The sequence below is a fragment of the Frisingicoccus sp. genome, assembly GCA_016298055.1.
GTDB lineage: Bacteria > Bacillota > Clostridia > Lachnospirales > Lachnospiraceae > Frisingicoccus.
Genome location: JAEDDO010000166.1, coordinates 1 through 3,830 on the forward strand (window position 1 = coordinate 1; position 3,830 = coordinate 3,830).

A 3,830-nucleotide genomic window follows, 5' to 3' on the forward strand; every position below is an offset into this window, starting at 1 on the left:
TGTGCACTATTTTACGCCGTTATTCTTTGGAAAACAATACGAAGCGTTCAGTATTGCTGAATAATTATCCTGTAAAACAGAATTTTTGCCTTGCGTTCTTCTAAAAGGCGTGCTATGCTGACAGCAGAATGGGGGGCGGCAGCCATGGCCGGACAGGGCACCGTACATTTTTTGGAACTATTGACAACAAAATGAAAAAGGGCTAATATTTAAATACGAATTTGATGTTTTTCCTGTTTTAGGGGGAGATAGTTCTACGAAAAACAGATTATGGATTTTTAAGGGCAATATTATTGATAATGCGGATATTTCCTTGCGGTAATAAAACAATTAGGGTTTTTAAAAATAATTTGGCAGAAACGGGAGGCCGTTTCCGGAAGATTTTACTTTCTGTCCCGGCAGTGGATACAGTACTTTTCGCTGCGAGTGGGATAAGGGATTTAGCTCATATTGAACATTGCTGAAACGAATCTTTCATAAAAAGGGGTAATCAAATGCGCAAAACGATAAAAAAATGGATCAAGGCAATATTTCGGAAATGGCCAAAATTAAAGAAACCGGTTACCAAATTATATAGATTAACAAGAGAAGACAACAGTTCAAACAGCGGGAAATCAAACAAAGCAATGCAGGGGACCGATAGTCCGGCTAATCTTCATGCGAAAGAAGCTTTGCAAGAAAAAGTCCAAGACGATATTTATTCAGGCAAAGCTGCGTATACGGGTTATGGAATGGACTATATCAGCTCCCTTTTTTTCCCTAAAGAAGAGCGCGCTATAGAACTGAAGAAGGTTTTCTACAGGCACTGCAACTATTACCTTGACTTGGATCATCCAAAAACCTTTAACCAGAAAATTCAATGGCTGAAGCTGAATTACTATGATCCCAGAATGGGCAGATGTGTGGATAAATGCGAGTTTAAGCGATATATTACAGAGCAGCTCGGAGAGGGGTATACGGTTCCGCTCTACGGTGAATGGGAAAGTGAGAATCAAATTGATTTTGATTTGCTGCCGGATCAGTTTGTCTTGAAATCAAATGTCCAGAGCGACGGACGCCATATCATCGTGGTAAAGAACAAGGCGGAGCTGGATATTGACCGCCTGAAAACGGTGATGAGTTCGTGGCTGCTAAAGCGCAATAATCTGTGCTCTTCGTATTGCATTGCCTACAGGCATGTACGCCCCAAAATTCTGGCAGAGGAATATATAAATGATTTAGACAACGACGCATTGATTGATTACAAGATCATGTGTTTTAACGGGAAAGCGGAACTGCTGTTCACCGTATTGGACCGCGACTCAAACATGAGTGTGAATTTCTACGATTTGGACTGGAATCTGCTTCCGTTTACAAGAAAGTATCCCAATAGCAATTACCCGGTTAAGCCGCCGAAAAATCTTGACAAGATGATCGAAATAGCCAACCAATTGGCAGAGCCGTTTCCTTTTGTCCGTGTAGATTTTTATGAGACAGCAGACGGCAGCAAACTCTATGTCGGCGAGTTGACGTTCTATCCCGGTGGCGGATATGAGAGCTTTGAACCTATGGAATGGGACTACAAGCTTGGCGAAATGCTCAAGCTTCCGGAAGCGAATGTCTGAAACCGATTTGGCAGACTTATCATTTTGGGACAGATCGAGTCACATGAATTAACTTCCTGTATCAGGAAGTCAGTTGTTTAATCCGGCCGTGTTGGGTCAGACCGTTTAAAAACCGGTGATTTACGGCTTGCTTTGTAAATGCAATCATAACTTAGGAGGACAAATATGCTGCGGGAACAATTAAAGAAACTTCGCAAGAAGGTTAGAAGAGAGACTAAGATTAATATCGGGAAACTGGCAAAAATCATTGGAGCCGTTCTTCCCGCGGAAATCGATCCAAATATGAAGTTTGATCGCATTCTTACACAGTCGGAATATGTGCAGCCCGGCGATGTGGTGATCAGCGCAGGCTGGTATCCTGCGGATAAGGTGATCAAAGACTCTCTCAAGCAGGGAGCATTGCTGGTTTTCTGCGCAGAGGAGCACAAAGCGAATTATCCGCAAAGCAATGTGATCGGCGTTCGTGATCCTTTGAAGTGTGTGCAAAGCTATGAGAAATGGAAATGCGCACGGATTCCGGCAAAGCGGATTACCATTACAGGAAGTGTTGGCAAAACAACTACGACCGGCCTAATCAACAAGGTGATTTCCGATCACTATAAGACTTTCGTCGGAAACAGCATGTCCAACAGCCACGGCGCAATTCTGAGAAACATCCAGAAGCTGACTCACCGATATGAATACTGGGTTCAGGAGGTCGGCGGCGTTATGCCCGGATATGTGGAAAGTTCTGCATGTGTCATACGCCCGGATATTGTTGTCCTGACGAATATCGGAGAATCACATTTGAATACATACCAAACGCAGCAGAATATTTTTATCGATAAAAGCAGCCTGGAGAGATACGCTAAACGCAGGGGAGCTGTAGTCATCTGCTACGATGACGATATTCTTCGAAACGCCAAATATAAACACAAAGTCATAACATGCTCCATGAACAACAGCAAAGCCGACTACTATGCGAAAAATATTCATACGACGATGGAGGGCATATGCTTTACCGCCGTGTGTCCGGACGGTGAATATGAAACCAAGTTGAGACTGTATGGTGAGTATAATGTCTACAATGCCCTGTTTGCTATTGCTGTCGGCAGACTTTCCCATGTTCCTATGCAGAATATTTTGAAGTCAATTTCTGAATATCAACCCAGCGGCATGCGCCAGAATTACGTCAATATCGGCGGATATTCCATGATGATAGACGTTTTCAATGCCGAGCCGAAAACCGTTCTGGGATCGGCGGTTACCCTGACGCAAATGCCTAAGCCAAAGGGGAAAAAGATTTTTATTACCGGACATATTGATAAGCTGGGTGATGACTCTGTACGCATGCATGAAAAATTGGGTCACGATCTTGCCAAGCTGGATCTGGATCAGGTGATTTTCTATGCAGGGGACAGCAAGTATACATATAAAGCAATGGTCGACGATGGCTGTACAAATGCCCTTTTAATGGATACGCGTGAGGATTTGGATAATTGGGTTCGAGAGAATGTCACAAGAGATGATATCGTGTTTTTTAAGAGCGGTCAGTTTGAAGCCGCACTTGTAAAAACCATCGATCATGTTTTCGGGACGAATCTTCAGAATGAACAGCAGTATAACAACGGAACTCTCGTCGAAAAAGACGGATACGCCATTCGTCTCAGGAAAGACAATATTGCCGAAATTGAAAAGTATACAGGAGAAGAGACCGATTTGGTGCTCCCTGCTGACTATGAAGGTGTTCCCGTTTTAAGAATCCGCCCGTTTGCTTTTTCAAAAAATCAAAAAATCCGGTCTGTGGTCATTCCTGACAGTGTCAATTATATTGGACAGGAAGCATTTTACCAGTGTACTTCGCTGCAGACGGTTAAGCTGCCCAAAAACCTTAAAATAATCGGGAAAAACGCATTTAACTATAATAAGAGCCTTTCTGAAGTTGATATTCCTGAAGGTACGATACACATTGACCGTCATGCCTTTTTCGACTGCATCGGGCTGCAGAAGATAACCATCCCCGACAGTGTTGGCTATTTGGGCGACGATGTGATCGGCTGCTCAAAGCACTTACATAATGATCCTACGGTCTGTGTGGGAAACAGCGAGTATGTGCAGCATTATCTTACGGAGCATCATGCCAAATTCGAAACGGTGACAGAATAATCGGCATTGCTGAATTGCCGTCCTGCAAAACAGAATTTTGCCTTGCGTTCTTCTAAAAAGCGTGCTATGCTGACAGCAGAA

The 3,830-nt window shown here is 43.4% G+C and carries 2 protein-coding genes; both read left to right on the top strand.

All coding sequences use genetic code 11. The annotated features are described in order from the left end of the window. Positions 1-494: 494 nt before the first annotated feature. Positions 495-1,604, top strand: a complete 1,110-nt coding sequence (locus QZZ35_RS09835) for an ATP-grasp fold amidoligase family protein (RefSeq protein ID WP_291237241.1) — start codon at positions 495-497, stop codon at positions 1,602-1,604. Between the two features lie 165 nt (positions 1,605-1,769). Continuing rightward, positions 1,770-3,749 (top strand): Mur ligase family protein, encoded by a 1,980-nt coding sequence (locus QZZ35_RS09840; protein WP_291237242.1) that lies wholly within the window; start codon positions 1,770-1,772, stop codon positions 3,747-3,749. The last annotated feature ends 81 nt before the right edge of the window (positions 3,750-3,830 follow it).

Bases quoted from the DNA above. Each gene is read 5' to 3' on its own strand.
- QZZ35_RS09835 (WP_291237241.1), top strand. From the start codon at position 495: ATGCGCAAAACGATAAAAAAATGGATCAAGGCAATATTTCGGAAATGG.
- QZZ35_RS09840 (WP_291237242.1), top strand. From the start codon at position 1,770: ATGCTGCGGGAACAATTAAAGAAACTTCGCAAGAAGGTTAGAAGAGAG.